The organism is Streptomyces sp. V3I8, assembly GCF_030817535.1.
In the GTDB taxonomy this organism is placed as follows: Bacteria; Actinomycetota; Actinomycetes; order Streptomycetales; family Streptomycetaceae; genus Streptomyces.
Genome location: NZ_JAUSZL010000002.1, coordinates 4,055,891 through 4,071,604, shown reverse-complemented (window position 1 = coordinate 4,071,604; position 15,714 = coordinate 4,055,891). Strand labels below are relative to the sequence as shown.

General features: G+C 70.7%; 17 protein-coding genes. 13 read left to right on the top strand and 4 right to left on the bottom strand.

Annotated features, from left to right (window positions below; all coding sequences use genetic code 11):
• Nucleotides 1-22: 22 nt before the first annotated feature.
• On the bottom strand, nucleotides 23-1,147 hold the full coding sequence (locus QFZ75_RS17895) for a S1C family serine protease (protein WP_307538142.1): 1,125 nt from the start codon (nucleotides 1,145-1,147) through the stop codon (nucleotides 23-25).
• Nucleotides 1,148-1,488: 341 nt separating this feature from the next.
• On the opposite strand from QFZ75_RS17895, the gene QFZ75_RS17890 reads away from it, so the two are divergent.
• Nucleotides 1,489-3,249: a trypsin-like serine protease gene (locus tag QFZ75_RS17890; protein WP_307538141.1), complete on the top strand. Its 1,761-nt coding sequence runs from the start codon at nucleotides 1,489-1,491 to the stop codon at nucleotides 3,247-3,249.
• A 178-nt stretch (nucleotides 3,250-3,427) separates the two neighbouring features.
• Here the strand turns inward: QFZ75_RS17890 and QFZ75_RS17885 are convergent, their stop codons facing one another.
• Both QFZ75_RS17885 and QFZ75_RS17880 read right to left on the bottom strand, forming a co-directional pair.
• Complete coding sequence (locus QFZ75_RS17885) at nucleotides 3,428-4,447, bottom strand: LacI family DNA-binding transcriptional regulator (RefSeq protein ID WP_307538140.1); 1,020 nt, start codon at nucleotides 4,445-4,447, stop codon at nucleotides 3,428-3,430.
• A gap of 23 nt (nucleotides 4,448-4,470) precedes the next feature.
• Nucleotides 4,471-5,301, bottom strand: a complete 831-nt coding sequence (locus QFZ75_RS17880) for a response regulator transcription factor (RefSeq protein WP_307538138.1) — start codon at nucleotides 5,299-5,301, stop codon at nucleotides 4,471-4,473.
• Between the two features lie 198 nt (nucleotides 5,302-5,499).
• On the opposite strand from QFZ75_RS17880, the gene QFZ75_RS17875 reads away from it, so the two are divergent.
• The 7 genes from QFZ75_RS17875 to QFZ75_RS17845 all read left to right on the top strand — a co-directional run bounded on the left by QFZ75_RS17875 (nucleotide 5,500) and on the right by QFZ75_RS17845 (nucleotide 11,015).
• On the top strand, nucleotides 5,500-6,396 hold the full coding sequence (locus QFZ75_RS17875; RefSeq protein WP_307538136.1) for an alpha/beta hydrolase: 897 nt from the start codon (nucleotides 5,500-5,502) through the stop codon (nucleotides 6,394-6,396).
• Nucleotides 6,397-6,458: 62 nt separating this feature from the next.
• Nucleotides 6,459-6,713: a MoaD/ThiS family protein gene (locus QFZ75_RS17870; RefSeq protein WP_307538134.1), complete on the top strand. Its 255-nt coding sequence runs from the start codon at nucleotides 6,459-6,461 to the stop codon at nucleotides 6,711-6,713.
• Between the two features lie 7 nt (nucleotides 6,714-6,720).
• Nucleotides 6,721-7,992 (top strand): hypothetical protein, encoded by a 1,272-nt coding sequence (locus QFZ75_RS17865; RefSeq protein WP_307538133.1) that lies wholly within the window; start codon nucleotides 6,721-6,723, stop codon nucleotides 7,990-7,992.
• 165 nt (nucleotides 7,993-8,157) lie between these two features.
• Nucleotides 8,158-8,919 carry a DUF2993 domain-containing protein gene (locus QFZ75_RS17860; RefSeq protein WP_307538132.1) on the top strand — a complete coding sequence of 254 codons (762 nt, stop codon included), beginning with the start codon at nucleotides 8,158-8,160 and terminating at the stop codon, nucleotides 8,917-8,919.
• 510 nt (nucleotides 8,920-9,429) lie between these two features.
• Nucleotides 9,430-10,269, top strand: coding sequence for a sulfurtransferase (locus tag QFZ75_RS17855; RefSeq protein ID WP_307538131.1), 840 nt, complete (start codon nucleotides 9,430-9,432; stop codon nucleotides 10,267-10,269).
• Between the two features lie 37 nt (nucleotides 10,270-10,306).
• On the top strand, nucleotides 10,307-10,594 hold the full coding sequence (locus QFZ75_RS17850) for a DUF1416 domain-containing protein (protein WP_010985465.1): 288 nt from the start codon (nucleotides 10,307-10,309) through the stop codon (nucleotides 10,592-10,594).
• A gap of 157 nt (nucleotides 10,595-10,751) precedes the next feature.
• Nucleotides 10,752-11,015, top strand: a complete 264-nt coding sequence (locus QFZ75_RS17845; protein ID WP_307538128.1) for a DUF3099 domain-containing protein — start codon at nucleotides 10,752-10,754, stop codon at nucleotides 11,013-11,015.
• 40 nt (nucleotides 11,016-11,055) lie between these two features.
• On the opposite strand, the gene QFZ75_RS17840 is transcribed toward QFZ75_RS17845, so the two are convergent.
• Nucleotides 11,056-11,418, bottom strand: a complete 363-nt coding sequence (locus QFZ75_RS17840; protein ID WP_307538126.1) for a DsrE family protein — start codon at nucleotides 11,416-11,418, stop codon at nucleotides 11,056-11,058.
• 221 nt (nucleotides 11,419-11,639) lie between these two features.
• Between QFZ75_RS17840 and QFZ75_RS17835 the strand changes: the two genes are divergently transcribed.
• From QFZ75_RS17835 to QFZ75_RS17815, 5 genes are all read left to right on the top strand, one after another.
• Nucleotides 11,640-12,365, top strand: coding sequence for a hypothetical protein (locus tag QFZ75_RS17835; protein WP_307538124.1), 726 nt, complete (start codon nucleotides 11,640-11,642; stop codon nucleotides 12,363-12,365).
• Nucleotides 12,362-13,348 (top strand): hypothetical protein, encoded by a 987-nt coding sequence (locus tag QFZ75_RS17830; protein ID WP_307538123.1) that lies wholly within the window; start codon nucleotides 12,362-12,364, stop codon nucleotides 13,346-13,348. Before QFZ75_RS17835 ends, QFZ75_RS17830 begins: the two co-directional genes overlap by 4 nt.
• On the top strand, nucleotides 13,345-14,322 hold the full coding sequence (locus QFZ75_RS17825; RefSeq protein ID WP_307538121.1) for a hypothetical protein: 978 nt from the start codon (nucleotides 13,345-13,347) through the stop codon (nucleotides 14,320-14,322). The genes QFZ75_RS17830 and QFZ75_RS17825 overlap by 4 nt, the downstream gene beginning before the upstream one ends.
• A 299-nt stretch (nucleotides 14,323-14,621) precedes the next feature.
• A complete protein-coding gene (locus QFZ75_RS17820; RefSeq protein WP_307538119.1) occupies nucleotides 14,622-15,197 on the top strand; it encodes an FABP family protein in 576 nt (191 codons plus the stop codon).
• Nucleotides 15,198-15,213: 16 nt separating this feature from the next.
• Complete coding sequence (locus QFZ75_RS17815) at nucleotides 15,214-15,705, top strand: Fur family transcriptional regulator (protein WP_307538118.1); 492 nt, start codon at nucleotides 15,214-15,216, stop codon at nucleotides 15,703-15,705.
• Nucleotides 15,706-15,714 lie beyond the last annotated feature (9 nt).

Below are 15,714 nucleotides of genomic sequence, written 5' to 3'. Positions count from 1 at the left end.
GGAGAAGAGGCGGGGATTCCGCTCAGCTGTCGGAACCGCCGGACCGGAGCGAGGCCAGGTCGGCCTTGACGGTGTTGACCGGGATGGCGAAGCCGAGACCGACGCTGCCGGCGCTCGACGAGGACGAGGAGTCCGTGGCGGCCGAGTACATCGCGGAGTTGATGCCGATGATGTTGCCGTTCATGTCGATCAGCGCGCCGCCGGAGTTGCCCGGGTTGAGGGATGCGTCGGTCTGGAGCGCCTTGTACGTCGTCGTGGACGAGCCGGTGTCGCCGTTGAACTGCTGCCCGCCGAACTCGAACGGCCACTGGTCGCTGCCGCCACCGCCCTGCTGCTGTTGCTGCTGCTGGCCCTGGCTCTCGTCGGTGGAGACGGTGACGTCCCGGTCGAGCGCGGAGACGATACCGCTGGTGACCGTGCCGGTCAGGCCCTCGGGGGAGCCGATCGCCACGACCTCGTCGCCGACCTTGACGGCGTCGGAGTCGCCGAGCGTCGCGGGCGTCAGACCGGACGGCGCGTCCTTCAGCTCGATCAGCGCCAGGTCCTTCTTGCTGTCGGTGCCGACGACGCTCGCGGTGTACGACTTGCCGTTGTGCAGCTGCACCTTTATCTGCGAGGCGCCGGAGATCACGTGGTTGTTGGTGATGATCTCGCCGCCGGTCGTGACGACCACGCCGGAACCGGTGGACGAGCCCGCGTTCGAGGTCGCGCTGATCTCGACGATGCTCGGGCTGACCGCCTCCGCGACCCCGGCGACCGTGCCCTTCCTGCTCGCGGCCACGACGCTGGTGCTCGTGCCGCTGCCGGCGGCCGCGGTGTCGTTGCCGGTCAGCTCCTGGAAGGCGTACGCGGTACCGCCGCCCACGGCCGCCGCGGCGATCGCGACGGCGGCCAGCAGCGCCAGCGGCCCCTTGGCGCGCTTGCGGGGTGCGGCGGGAGCGGCGGACACGGGCTCCGTGAGGAGGGCGGTGGGAGCGGAGCCGCCCTGCTGCCGGTCCGGCCGGTACGCCGGCGGGGGCGGCCACTCCGGGTTCACGGAGGAGGCGTGGGTCTGGTCGTGCGACTGCTCGTACGGCTGTCCTGAGTACGTGGACTGCTGGTGGTCGCCCTGGGGGTACTCGCCGCTGCGGCGGAAGCTCTCGGTCATGGGTCAGACTCTGTCGCCCGACCATGAGAGCTCCCTGAGTGCTCCCTGAGAAGCCCGACAGAACCTCGTATGCCCGATATAAAGGCGCCGGATCCCGGTGATACCGGGGAAACGGCGGGTTGCCGCGCCGTGATGTGACGGAAGCGGCGGACGAACACTTGTCGGTCTGCTGTGAAGTACGTGTGCAAGGAGGTTCGCGGGGCGCAGGCTTGGTGGGTTCACGACACATCGCCCTCGTGGGCGACCGCACGTCACCCTCATGTGCGACCGCACGTCACCGTCGTGGACGACCGCACATCACCGTCGTGGGCGACCACGCCCCACCATCTCGGGAGACCTGAGTGATACCTGCTCCGCGCAGCCGCTGGAGACGTCCGGCCACGGCGTTCCCCGCGGCCGCACTCGCGCTGGCGCTGAGTTGCGCCGGCGTCCTCGCGGCCCAGCCGGCCACCGCGGCCGACGGTCCCGCCGGGGGCCTGCCCGCCGCGGGCCTCGCACAGCCCGCCGCGCCGGTCGCCTCCAAGAGGGAACTGCGCGACCGCATCGTCGAGGCCGCGAAGGCGACCGGCGAGACCCCGGACGACGCCTCGCCGTCGAAGTCGCCGTTCATCATCGGCGGCGGCGAGACCACCATCGCCGGTGCCCCGTGGATGGTCCAGCTCGGCTACTACGAGCCGGCCACCGGCGACGGCTACTTCTGCGGCGGCGCCCTCGTCGCCCCGAACAAGGTCCTCACCGCCGCGCACTGCGTCGCGGGCCTGGACTGGGTGGGCAACGGCGCGGTCCTGGCCGGCACCACCGACCTCGACGACTACGCGACCGGCACCCCCGCGGGCGTACTGCGGCAGTGGAACCACCCGCGCTACGACGACGACACCGTCCAGAACGACATCGCGGTCCTCACCCTGGACCGCCCGCTGCTCGACCGGCCGACCCTGCCCCTGGCCGCGTCCGACGACAGCGCGCTCTACAAGGCCGGCACCACCGGCACCGTCTACGGCTGGGGCCTGACGTCGGGGGCCGAGGACGCCACCCTCTCGACGAAGCTGAAGAAGGCGAACCTGCCGCTGGTCGCCGACGCGACCTGCAAGAGCGCGATGGCGTCGGTCCTCGACGGGGACTACTTCATCGCCGGCTCGATGACCTGCGCGGGAAAGCCCGCCACCGGCGCCGACGAGGGGACCGACAGCACCTGCAACGGTGACTCGGGCGGCCCGCTCGTCGCCGGCGGCAAGATCGTCGGCATCGTCTCCTGGGGCGTCGCGGGCTGCACCGCGAAGGGCGCCTACCCGGTCTTCACCAAGGTGAGCTCGTACGCCTGGGCGGCCCAGCCGCGCGTCGACGACACCGACCTGTCGTACGACGGCCGCGCCGACCTGCTGGCCCGTACGCCCTCGGGCGGCCTCTTCCGGCAGAGCAGCAAGGGCACCTCGCTCGCGCAGCGCGCCTACCAGGGCGACGGCTGGCAGAACGCCTCCTGGGCCCTGCAGGCCGACCTGGACCGGGACTACTACCAGGACCTGGTCATCCGGGACAAGACCGACGGCAAGCTGTACCGCAGCTACCTGGACCACTCCGTCGGCGACTGGGCCTGGATGCAGATCAGCTCGGTCTGGGGCGGCTACAAGTCGTACGCGATCCCCGGCGACCTGACGGGCGACGCCCGCCCGGACCTGCTCGCGGTGGACGCCGACGGCTCGGTCTACCTCTACCCGGGCCGGGGCAACGGCCAGTTCCACGGCAAGGTCAAGGTCGTCAGCGGCGCCTGGAAGAACGTCAAGGTCTTCGGCCACGGCGACCTCTCCGGCGACGGCAGGCCCGACCTGCTCGTCCGCTCCACGGACGGCACCCTGTGGCTCTACCGCGGCACCGGCAAGGAGAAGACCCCCTGGTCGGCCCGGATCAAGGCCCGTACCGGCTGGAACTTCACGTCGTACGTCTCCAACGGCGACGTGACGGGCGACGGCATCGCCGACGTCATGACCCGTGACTCGGCGGGCAAGCTCTGGCTCTACAAGGGCACGAACAAGGCGAGCGCGGACCTGTTCGCGGCCCGTACCAGCCTGGGCACCGGCTTCAACCAGTACAACCTGCTGTTCTAGGGCGACTGTCCCGGCTTGACGGGAGCACGCGTCGGCCCCGCCACTCGGCGGGGCCGGCTTTCAGGGGCGCGGGGAACCGCGCGACCGGCCACGACGCACCCGCACGGCCACGACGCACCCGCACGGTCACCCACACCTGCACGATCACCCGCACCTGCACGGTCACCCGTACCCGCGCCTAACAGCCGCAGCTGCGCCGGACCACCAGAGAGGACGGGAACAGCTTCAACCGCTCCCGCCGCGCACCGGCGACCCGCAGCCCGTCGTCGAGCACCAGATCGACGGCCGCCCGGGCCATCGCGGACCGGTCGCTCGCGATGGTGGTCAGCGGCGGGTCGGTCAACGCCGCTTCCTTGATGTCGTCGAACCCGGCGACGGCCAGCTCGCCCGGCACGTCGATCCGCAGCTCACGGGCCGCCCGCAGCACCCCGATCGCCTGGTCGTCGGTGGAGCAGAAGATCGCCGGCGGCCGGTCGGGGCCCGCCAGCAGCCGCAGCCCCACCTGGTACGCGTCGTACCGGTTGTAGAGCGCCTCGAAGAGGCGGCCCTCGGTCGGGTGCCCCGCCCCGTGCATCGCCCGCCGCCACCCCTCGACGTGGTCGGAGACCGGGTCACCGACGGTCGGGGTCTCGGCGACACCGCCCAGACAGGCCACGTACGCGTAGCCGTGGTCCAGCAGGTGCTGCGTGGCGAGCTGCGCCCCGCCCACGTCGTCCGTGACGACCGCGACGTCGTCGATCGCCTCGGGCCGCTCGTGCAGCAGCACCACCCGGGCGTCCCACGCCTCGATCTCGGCGGCGGCCAGGTCGTTCAGCGCGTGGCTGACGAGGATGAGCCCCGAGACCCGCATACCGAGGAAGGCCCGCAGATAGTGGACCTCGCGCTCGCCGACGTAGTCGGAGTTGCCGACGAGCACCATCTTCCCGCGCTCGGACGCGGCCTGTTCGACCGCGTGCGCCATCTCCCCGAAGAAGGGCTGGCGCGCGTCCGGCACGATCAGGCCTATGAGGTCCGTGCGCCGCGACGCCATGGCCTGGGCGACGCGGTCCGGCCGGTAGCTCAGCTCCTTGATCGCGGCGAGGACACGCTCGCGCGTGGCCGGGGCGACCGGCCGGGGTCCGTTGTTGATGACATAGCTGACGACGGCGGTGGAAGTACCCGCCAGTCGCGCCACGTCATCCCGAGTCACCTTGGCCACGCGCGGAGTCTACGCGGATGGACCTACCGCCGGGCGGGTCGTACGGCTTCTTCCTGGGCCTTCGCGGGGGCCTTCGCCGCCGCCCCGTCGGCGCCGGCGGCGTCGAGGTGCGCCGTCTCGTCCGCATCCTCCGGCTTTGGCTGCGCGGCCTTGGTCTTCGTCTCGTCCGGGGTCCGCTCCGCCTTCTCCGGTGTAACGAATCGATAACCGACGTTCCGGACGGTCCCGATGAGCGACTCGTGCTCGGGGCCGAGCTTCGCGCGCAGCCGCCGTACGTGCACGTCCACGGTCCGAGTACCGCCGAAGTAGTCGTAGCCCCAGACCTCCTGCAGCAGCTGGGCGCGGGTGAAGACGCGGCCCGGGTGCTGGGCGAGGTACTTCAGGAGCTCGAACTCCTTGAAGGTCAGGTCGAGGACCCGGCCCTTGAGCTTGGCGCTGTAGGTGGCCTCGTCCACGGAGAGGTCGCCGTTGCGGATCTCCATGGGGGAGTCGTCGTTGACGATCTGCTGGCGGCCCATGGCCAGCCGCAGCCGGGCCTCGACCTCGGCCGGACCCGCCGTGTCCAGCAGGACGTCGTCGATGCCCCAGTCGGCGGTGACGGCCGCGAGACCGCCCTCCGTCACGACGAGGACGAGCGGACAGCCGGGCCCGGTGGAGCGCAGCAGCTGACAGAGGCTGCGGACCTGCGGGAGGTCGCGGCGGCCGTCGATGAGGATGACATCGGCACCGGGGGTGTCGACGAGAGCGGGCCCCTCCGCCGGAGCCACGCGCACGTTGTGCAGCAGCAGGCCGAGGGCGGGGAGCACCTCCGTCGACGGCTGGAGGGCATTGGTAAGGAGCAGCAGAGAGCTCATCGCGCCCCACCTGCCTGGGTCGTCATACGGTCACGCACGGTTCGCTCGCCCATAACGTCTGGTTCCTCCTCGGTCCCTGCGAGGACGTTTTCGGCACTGCTCAACGTCGTATACAGCGTTCGTATACAACGCTCCAGAAAGCGCAAAAGGACCCGGGGGCTTCACTGCCCGAGTCCTCTGCCCAGCAGAATAGCCCACATGAACCACGGTCCGGCAGGTCATGTGACGCGATCTTTCATTCGTCCAGAACCTGAGACGGCGAAAAGATGTACACAAGGGTGGCCGGAAGGAGCCCCGGGAGGGGCGCTGCGAAGATTTCTGCGCACCGTCGACGGTGTCACGATCGACGCCGCGTACCAGCCCCGAGCGGGCACGTCCGACATCTGCGCGGCCCCCGTCGTCGTCATGGCGCACGGCTTCACGGGCGACCTGGAACGCCCGCACGTCCGGCGGGCGGCGACCGCCTTCGCGCAGTACGCGGCCGTGGTCACCTTCTCCTTCCGCGGCCACGGAGCCTCCGGCGGGCGCTCCACGGTCGGCGACCGCGAGGTGCTCGACCTGGCGGCGGCCGTGGAGTGGGCGAGAGAGCTCGGTCACACCCGGGTGGCGACCGTCGGGTTCTCCATGGGCGGCTCGGTGGTGCTCCGGCACGCGGCGCTGCACCCGCGGAGCGGGGCGGAGCACGAGGGGCGCACAGGAGCGCATTCGGACGCGGTGGTGTCGGTCAGCGCCCCCGCCCGTTGGTACTACCGCGGTACGGCCCCTATGCGCCGCCTGCACTGGCTGGTAACGCGGCCGGTGGGCCGCGCGGTCGGCCGCTACGGGCTGCGCACCCGCATCCACCACCGCGACTGGGACCCGGTCCCGTCCTCCCCGGTGGAGTCGGTCCCGCTGATCGCGCCGACCCCCCTCCTCATCGTCCACGGCGACCGGGACGGCTACTTCCCGGTGGACCACCCGCGCATGCTGGCCGCCGCGTCGGGCGGCCACGCGGAACTGTGGCTGGAGCGGGGGATGGGCCACGCCGAGAACGCGGCCGACGACGAACTGCTGTCCCGCATCGGGGAGTGGGCCGCCCGGCACACCGGAATTTGACGGCGGGGCCTAGCCTGGCGGTGTCCGTCACCCGTTTTTCCACCGTTGATCGAGGAATCCAGATGGCAAAGGGCACGGTGCGTTACTGGGCCGCCGCCAAGGCCGCCGCAGGTGTGGCCGAGGAGCCGTACGAGGCGGAGACCCTCGCGCAGGCACTCGACGCCGTACGTGAGCGACACCCCGGCGAACTCTCCCGCGTGCTGCGGCGATGCTCGTTCCTCATCGACGGCGATCCCGCGGGCACCCGCGGGCATGAGACGGTACGGCTGGCCGAGGGCGGCACGGTCGAGGTGCTCCCGCCGTTCGCAGGAGGGTGACGGGACCATGAGCAACCAGCCGTATGAAGGCGCGTACGAGGGCTCGTACGAGGGCTCGCGTGAGGGCGGGGACAACGGCCCGTACGAGGTTCCGTACGAGGGCTACGACCCGTACCGGCAGCAGCAACAGCAACAGCAGCATCAGCAGCAGCAACCGCCGGTGTCCGGGTGGCCCGGGCAGCAGCAGTACGGCGAGGCCGCCGCGCAGCAGCAGTACACCCAGCAGTGGGAGGGCCAGACCTGGGAGACCCGGGTCCAGCCACCGGTGACACCGGCCGTGGACACGGCGTACCTGCCGCAGCAGGGCCCGGGCGAGGCGTCGTACGGCACGCATGGCGCGCAGTACGGAGTCGTGGGGCAGCCGATGCCGCAGTCGCAGCAGCAGCCGTACGGCCAGGCGCAGGGTCACCCGGCGCAGGAACCCGTCTTCGCGACCCCTGCTTCTCCCTCTCCCTCTCCCTCCGTCTCTCCCCCTGACCCCGCCTCCGGCTACGGTCCGGCCACCGTCACCGGCAACGCGCGGATCACCGACGCGCAACGGGCCCGCGCCGAGGGACGTTCGCCGATCATTGAGCCCGGCGGACAGCCGGCCGCGCTGACGGCCGTCCTCGCCCTGCTGCTCGCCGGCGCGGCGGCGGTCGGGCAGTACGCGCTGGTCGTGCCGCTGGTGGTCCTCCAGGCGGTGACCGCGGCGGGCTGGTTCCGGCTGAACGGGATGTGGCCGGCCCGGCAGGGCATCGCGCTCGCCTTCGCGGGTGCGCTCGTCGCGGACGTGGCCCTCCTCGCGGCCGGCCGGGAGAACGCGCCCGCCGCGATCCTCGGCACGCTCGGTGTCTGGGTGCTGCTGACCCTGGTCCTCCAGCTGCGCAGCCACGCCGAGCCCGACGAGCGGATGTACGGCCTGATGGCCACGGTCGTCTCGGCGGCACTGGCGATCATCGCGGCGGGGCATCTCGCCGCCGATCCGGACGCGGTGACCGTGGGCGGGGTGGCGGTCGCGGTGGCCGTCCTCGCGCGGGCGCTGCCGTTGCCGACGGCGGTGTCGGTGGTCGTGGCCGTGCTCGCGGCGGCGGGGGCCGGTATCGCCGTCGGCGGGCTGGCCGGAGTGGGTTCGGGCGGGGCTCTTCTCGGTGCCGGGGCGGGGGTCTGTGCGCTGGTCGGCCACCGGGTCGCCAGTTACGACTACCCGTCGAGGTTCGTCCACTTCACGGCGGGGGTGGCGCTCCCGTTGGCGGCGGCGGCCCCGGCGGTCTATGTCTTGGGCCGGGTCGTGGTCTGAGGGTTTCCCTCGAACGCTGGGGTCCGGGGGCGCAGCCCCCGGGGAACGCCTTCACCGGCCACCCACCTGTCACAGGTGATCGACAACAACCCCCTCCCCCGGCCGGAGGCCCTACCCGCGGGTTACCCTCGCGCACAGAAGACCGAAGGTGGGGAACACGAAGCCATGCGAGCACTGCGAATACTTCTGATCGTGACCGTCGTCCTGGGCGGACTGTTCGTCATCGCCGACCGCGTGGCCGTCGGCTTCGCCGAGGACGAGGCGGCGGACAGGCTGCGGACCAACGAGGGCCTGGCCAGCACCCCGGACGTGTCGATCAAGGGCTTCCCCTTCCTCACCCAGGTCGTCGGCGGCGAACTGGACGAGGTCGAGGTCGGCATCAAGGACTACGAGGCCGACACGAGCGGCGCCACGACCGGCGCGGGCTCCGGCGACGCGCCCGACAAGATCCTTATCGGCAACCTCACCGCCCATATGCGCGGCGTCGCGTTCTCCGGCGACTACAGCTCCGCGAAGGCCACCTCGGCCACCGGCACGGCCACGATCTCGTACGCCGAACTGCTCAAGGTGGCCAAGGGCGAACCCGTGGACGTGGCGACCGGGGTCACCGCCCAGGTGGTCGGCCTCTCCGACGGCGGCAACGGCAAGATCAAGGTCGAGGTGGAGGCCACCGTGCTCGGCCGGAAGCTTCCCCAGCCGGTCTCCGTACTCAGCTCGGTCAGGGTCAAGGGCGACACCGTGGAGGTGCAGGCCGACTCCCTCCCCAACCTGGGCGTGCGGCTCGCCGAGGAGAAGGTCCGCCTGATCACCGACTTCCAGCAGAAGATCGACGGTCTGCCGGGCGGCATCAAGCTCGACAAGGTGAAGGCGGCGGACAAGGGCGTCGACATCGACGTGAAGGGTTCGGACGTCAGCCTCGTCGGGTAGCCGACCACCAGTAGGCCGGTCGCTCGGCCACCCGGTGGCGGGACCCCCGGCATCCGCACATCCGTCCGAAAGGCGAGACGCCCCCGTCCGCCCAGCAGATGCGCGAGAGGCGCGACCGGGGTCACGCACGGCCCGCGGACCGCCACGGCAGGCCGGGCCCCTTCCTCGTATCACATCGCGGACGATCGCGTCTCAGCATGCGACACCCCGGTGACATGTCCGCCTGTCCGTCCTTACGATCGACCCATGAAGCGCCAGGCGGATCTCACGAAGCGGCGGGCAGTGGACCTGTGCCGCGTCGCCGCCATGCTCTGTCGCACTTTCTGAGCGGAAGCGCGGAAGCACCGTCCATCCGTCCTTCCGCGAGCCGGGCCCCCGACCTTCCTGTCAGGGCCGCCCCCGCGCCGCATACGCCCGCGCGGTCCCGGCCGCCGAGCGCGTATCCGCAGCCGCACCCGCATTGCGCACCGACGCACCGCCCCGCCGTAACTGCCCCGGAGGAGAACGAGCATGAGCCGCAGTGACGTCCTGGTAGACGCCGACTGGGTCCAGGAACACCTGGACGACCCGAACGTGGCCGTCGTCGAGGTCGACGAGGACACGTCCGCGTACGACAAGAACCACATCAGGAACGCCATCCGGATCGACTGGACCAAGGACCTCCAGGACCCGGTCCGCCGTGACTTCATCGACCAGGAGGGCTTCGAGAAGCTCCTGTCGGAGAAGGGCATCGGCAACGACACCCTGGTCGTGCTCTACGGCGGCAACAACAACTGGTTCGCGTCCTACGCCTACTGGTACTTCAAGCTGTACGGCCACGAGAGCGTCAAGCTCCTCGACGGCGGCCGCAAGAAGTGGGAGCTCGACTCCCGCGACCTGGTCGACGAGGTCCCGACCCGCGCGAGGACCGAGTACAAGGCCAAGCCGCAGAACAAGGCGATCCGCGCCTTCCGTGACGACGTCGTCGCCGCGATCGGTCAGCAGAACATCGTCGACGTCCGCTCGCCCGACGAGTTCTCCGGCAAGCTGCTCGCCCCCGCGCACCTGCCGCAGGAGCAGTCGCAGCGCCCCGGCCACGTGCCGTCCTCGCGCAACATCCCGTGGTCGAAGAACGCCAACGACGACGGCACCTTCAAGTCCGACGACGAGCTCAAGGCGCTCTACGAGGACGAGCAGGTCGACCTGTCGAAGGACACCATCGCGCTGTGCCGCATCGGTGAGCGCTCCGCGCTGACCTGGTTCGTGCTGCACGAGCTGCTCGGCGTCGAGAACGTCAAGAACTACGACGGTTCGTGGACCGAGTACGGCTCCCTCGTCGGCGTGCCGATCGAGCTCGGCGCCAACAAGTAACCCTCACGGCCTCAAGGACTCAAGGACGGAAACGAACATGTGTGGAGCGAAGGCCGGCGGCCCCGATGCCTCGACGATCAAGCCCGGTGAGACCACCATCCAGGGTCAGGTGACCAAGGACGGCGAGCCGGTGGTGGGCTACGTCCGCCTCCTGGACTCGACGGGCGAGTTCACCGCCGAGGTCCCGACCTCGGCGACCGGACAGTTCCGCTTCTACGCGGCCGAAGGCACCTGGACCGTCCGCGCCCTCGTTCCGGGCGCCACGGCGGACCGCACGGTCGTCGCTCAGACCGGCGGCCTGGCCGAGGTGGCCATCGCCGTCTGACCCGTCCGCATGAACCGTCCGTACGGTCTGAACCGTCCGGCGGTTCGCACCGTATGAACGGCCGAAGGGCCGCACCCCCGGGGGTTGGACGCTTTCCGGTACGGGGTGTGGCCCTTCGGCTTGCCCGGTCCGCAGGCAGGCGCTCTACGCTGGACGTATGTATGCGCGAAGGCGGCACGTCTACTTCGCCATGATGGGGACGTGCATCGGACTGTTCGTGCTGGCCTGGTCGGTCGTACGGCTCTGGTCGGTCCCCGTGGCCGTGGGCATGTGCGTCGTGGCGATGGTGATCCCGCCCCTCGCGGCGATGGTCGCCAACCGCCGCGGCCCCGACGACCGCTGGTGGGACGCCCCCTCCGGCGACGACCGCTCCGACGAGTGGTGGGACGAACTGGACGGCAAGAAGCGCCGCCGGCAGTGACAGTCGGCAGTGACAGGGAGAACCGGCAACCCTCAGTACCTCAGTAGACGAGCGCCTGGGTGTCGTCCGCGAGCGCCTCCTGCACGAAGAGCTGCGCGCCGGCGATCCGTACGCCGTCGATGACGTCCTTCTCCGAGATGTCGCGGCGGGCCGCGCACTGCGTACAGAGGGTGAGGCGCCCTCCGGCCAGGATCGATTCGAGCAGGCTGGGCAGCGGGGCCGCGTGCGGCAGTTCGAACTCGGCGGCACGCCCCGGCAGCGCGAACCACGCGGACTCCCCGGTCAGCCAGAGCGAGACCTCCACCCCGCTGGCCACGGCGACCGCCGCCACCGTGAAGGCCTGCGAACAGCGTTCGGGAGCGTCCGCTCCCGCTGTCACCTTGATCACGAGCTTCTTCGCCATGGCCGAATCGTAATCAACTCCGTGGCAACCCAAAGCGTTGGCCATGGGTCTCCTGTGCGCGCGGATACGGAATCCGCGCTTCGCGTTCTGTGGGGGACGACGTTTTGGAAGTACGTGAAGTACCTGAAGTGCTTGCAGTACCTGAAGTAGTTGAAACGCCTGAAACGTCTGAAACACCTGAAACGCCTGGAGCGCCTCCGGCCGCCCCGGCCGGGGAAGCGGTGCCCGCCGTACGGGGGCGCCGGCAGGGGCGTACGGCGCTCCTGATCGCCACGGCCGCCGTGCTCGGACTGGTCGCCGGTACCTGTGCCGGATACCTGGTCCAGGCCGACCGCGGGCCCACCGCGCTGCCGTCGCTCTCGCAGCCGGTTGTCGCGCAGGCCGAGGGCGCGGGGCCCGAGCCCCTGTCGGCCGCGCAGGACCCGAAGGTGCGGGCCGACGGCGACCTGCGCAAGCTGCTGGTCGAGCGGCCGAAGGGGGCCCGGGACAGCGCCTTCGCGACCGACGAGGAGGGCGACTGGATGTCACTCGCCGAGTACTCGTCCAACTTCACCGAGCCCGACGAGGCCTTCGACAGCCTCGTCGGGGACGAGTTCCGGCGGGCGGCCGTCACCGCATGGCGCGAGGGCAGCACCTACGAGGTCGAGATCAGGCTCGTGCAGTACCGCCAGGAAGAGGTCACCGGTGCGGGCAAACGCGCCGAGAGCGCGTACGGGTGGGCCGAGGAGCAGAGCAGCACCCGCAGCCGGCCCGTCCCGGGCACGGGCGACGGCATGGCGTACGTCCGGACCGAGCCCGACCAGGAGCCCGGCTACCTGCCGATGTACTCGGCGGAGGCGCACGCCTGGCGCGGCGACATCGCCATGGAGATCTGGGTCTACGACACGAAGCCGATCCCCGAGAAGAAGATCATGGACTTGGCCGAGCGGCAGATGAGGCGGCTGTGAACGAGAACCCCGACAGACCGGGACCCGACGGACAAGGCGAGCCCGCGCCTGCGGAGGCGCCGGCCGAGGTGACCACGGACGAGACCGCCGAGGTGATCGCCGAGGTCGCCACCGGTGAGACCGCCGGTGAGACAGCCGGTGAGACCGCCGGCGAGGCCGCCGGGACCGAGCCCACGAAGAAACCCGTACGACGCGGCCGCATCGCCGCCGTCGCTGCCTGCGGCGCCCTCCTTGCCGCCGTCGTCGCGGGCGTGGGCTTCACCGCCGTGACCGTCGACGGCGCCGACCGTGACGCGGGAGCCCCCGTCTGGCGTTTCCCGAAAGCGGCGCAGGACGACCGGCCCAAGGCGGAGACGAAGTCGAAGGCGAAGGCGAAGTCGGGAACGGCCTCGGGACTCGCCGCCATGCTGGTGCCCTACGCCCCCGCCGCGGACGGCTACTTCGACGCCGACGGTGCCGGCTACGGACGCGGTCCCGACATCGACGAGCTCGGCGCCGACTCCGAGCTCAGCGGCCGTCAGGCCGCCGAGCTGCGCAAGCAGTCGCTCCGTGACCTGCCCCGCTCCCAGCGCCTGCGCCTGGAGAAGCAGATCGACAAGGAGCGGATCAAGGGCATGGCGATGCGCAGCTACCTCAGCTCCGACACCCTCAACGGCACCGGCAATCTCTTCACGGCCGAGATCGTGCTGTCCCGGACGGACGCGAAGACCGTGCGCGACACCGCCACCTTCCAGAACGAGTTCCTGACCGCTCTGGACGTCTTCCGCGAGGGCCCGGAGATCAAGGGCCACAAGAACGCCCGGTGCTTCCTGCCGCCGAAGGACGCCGACGAGAAGCTCGACATGATGATCTGCTCCGCCTACAAGGGCGACGTGATGGTGAGCGCGACCGCGTACGGGGCCAAGCCACTCAACACCAAGGGCGCCGCGGAACTCCTGCGCGAGCAGCTCGACCGCATCGCCGAGCCGGGGGAGGCGGTATGACCGACCGAGACACCATGACCGACCCGACCGCACCGACCACAGCACCCGTACCGACCGCACCGACCACAGCACCCGTACCGACCGCACCGACCACAGCACCCGTACCGACCGCACCGACCACAGCACCCGTACCGACCGCACCGACCACCGCACCCGCACCGACCGAACCGGTCACCGCACCCGCGCCTCAGGTGAAGCCGGGCGGCCGGGGGGACCGGCGGCTGCTGCGCGCCGCCCTGCGCTGGACCGCCGCCGTCGTGGTCTTCGCGGCGGTCGGCGCGGCGTCCGCGTACGGCGTCACCCGGATGGAGCGCACGGACGTACCCGGTCTGGCGACCGCGTCGGACGGGCGCTGGGACTACCCGGCGATCAGCAGGCCGCCGGTGCCCGCCGGCAGCCCGGCCCCCCTGGCCGACGGGAACAGGACCGGCACCCACTACGCCGACCTGCGCAAGCTCGTACTGCCGGCCCCGCAGGGCGCGAAGGCGGACGCGGAGCTGCGCGGCGAGGACGGCTGGCTGGCGGAGAAGACCTTCCTGGCGGAGTACGCCTCGAAGGACGACCGCGAGACCGTCGGGCAGCTGCTCACCGACCGCGGCCTGCGGCACATCGCGGCGCGCGGCTGGACCATGCCGGACGGTACGCACGCGCGCGTCTACCTGCTGCAGTTCTCCACGGCCGCCGTCGTGGACGCCCTGTTCGCCGGTGAGCTCACCTCGTTCGACGTCCCGAAGTACGACCTGCGCGGAACCGAGGACGTCGTCGACGACGCGCGCTTCCCGGGGGCCTCCCAGGTCGACGGCGTCGTGCGGCTGGCCGCCGACGAGATGAAGCCGTACGGCACCGAGCAGGTCCGGCAGGCGTACCTGGGGGCGGGGGACACCGTCGCGGTGATCGTGCAGTCCCGCAAGGGCACCGCGGAGGCGGTCCCGTTCCAGCAGACGGTGGTCCTGCAGAGCCAGCTGCTGGGCTGATCTCGCACCGCCCGCGCACCGCCCGCGCACCGACCTCGGACCGGCCTTGGACCGATCGCGGACCGACCCTTGCGCTGACCGGCGGACCTCGGAGAGAGCACCGGTCCCCACCCCCACTAGAGTGGGGACCGGCTCTGTACCGCCCATCACCGTGTCACCCGAGGAGCACCCCGTGCTTGAGTACTTCTTCGAAGCTCTGCTGGTCCTGGTCTGTGTCGGCGTCCTCGCCTTCACCGGGCTCGCCGTGAAGAAGCTGTACCAGGGCCAGCGCTGACCCCCACCTAGGAACTGCCGACCTCATGATCGAGATCCCGTCCGACCTGCACAAGGACCTCGTCCCGCTCGTCTTCCTGCTCGGGCAGTGGACCGGCGCGGGCGTCCACGACTTCCCCGGCGACGAGAAGTGCAACTTCGGCCAGGAGGTCAGTTTCACCCACGACGGGCGGGACTTCCTGGAGTACCACTCGCACACCTGGGTCCTCGACGCCGAGGGCAACAAGGTGCGCCCGCTGGAGTCCGAATCGGGCTTCTGGCGCATCGACAAGGACCGCAAGGTCGAGGTCGTGATGGTCCGCGACGACGGCGTGGTCGAGGTCTGGTACGGCGAGCTGGCCGACAAGAAGCCGCAGATCGACCTGGTCACGGACGCGGTCGCCCGGACGGCCGCCTCGGGTCCGTACAGCGGCGGCAAGCGTCTGTACGGCTACGTGAAGAGCGATCTCATGTGGGTCGGCGAGAAGCAGACCCCCGAGGTCACCCTGCGCCCGTACATGTCGGCGCAGCTCAAGAAGGTCGTCAGCCCCGAGGACGTCGAGCGCTGGGCGAAGGCCCTCCCGGACGACATGCCGGACGACGGGATCGCTTTCTTCAAGTAGTCCTAGACTTCCGGGTGTGGTGAGCACTGGAAGCAGCACCGAAGGCACGGGCACCGGCACGGACACCGACTGGAAGAGCGATCTGCGGCAGCGCGGCTACCGGCTGACGCCCCAGCGGCAGCTCGTGCTCGAAGCGGTGGACACCCTGGAGCACGCGACTCCCGACGACATCCTCGTGGAAGTGCGCAGGACGGCGTCGGGGGTCAACATCTCCACGGTGTACCGGACCCTGGAGCTCCTGGAGGAGCTCGGGCTGGTCTCGCACGCGCACCTGGGGCACGGGGCGCCCACGTACCACCTCGCGGACCGGCACCACCACATCCACCTGGTCTGCCGGGACTGCACGAACGTCATCGAGGCGGACATCGAGGTCGCCGCCGACTTCACCGCCAAGCTCCGTGAGACCTTCGGTTTCGTCACCGACATGAAGCACTTCGCGATCTTCGGCCGCTGCGCGGACTGCGCGGCGGAGCCGGACGCCGCGGATGTCACGGGTGCCAAGAAATAAAAACGGCAC